1 tRNA gene and 1 rRNA gene are annotated in these 359 nt (G+C 39.8%); both read left to right on the top strand.

Going from position 1 to position 359, the window contains the following annotated elements:
* Positions 1-76, top strand: a 16S ribosomal RNA gene (locus AB671_RS21215); the annotation flags it as partial.
* A 209-nt stretch (positions 77-285) separates the two neighbouring features.
* Positions 286-359: transfer RNA gene (locus tag AB671_RS21210), tRNA-Ile, on the top strand.

Here is a 359-nt window from a genome sequence, read left to right as displayed (position 1 = left end):
TAGGGTAAAACAAGTAACTAGGGCTAAGTCGTAACAAGGTAGCCGTACCGGAAGGTGCGGCTGGAACATCTCATTTTAGAGCGTCTTAAGACGATAAACAAATAAGTGTCGCAAGACACGATGCACTTACTTAAAGTGAAGCTTTAGTTTTTATTTGGTTGATATATATATAAAAATACAAAACCCACTAGAAATTAGTAACAGGGAAGAGAGATTGAGTATGAAGAAGAGGAAAAAGAGATATGCAAATATTACTTATTGCTCATCGCCCATTACTCATAACAAAGTCTCGTAGCTCAGCTGGTTAGAGCGCTACACTGATAATGTAGAGGTCGGCAGTTCGAGCCTGCCCGAGACTA

Source organism: Chryseobacterium sp. BGARF1 (assembly GCF_001677955.1).
Classification (GTDB): Bacteria; Bacteroidota; Bacteroidia; order Flavobacteriales; family Weeksellaceae; genus Chryseobacterium.
The sequence above is the reverse complement of the archived record's forward strand: the minus strand, read 5'-3'. Positions and strand labels throughout refer to the sequence as shown.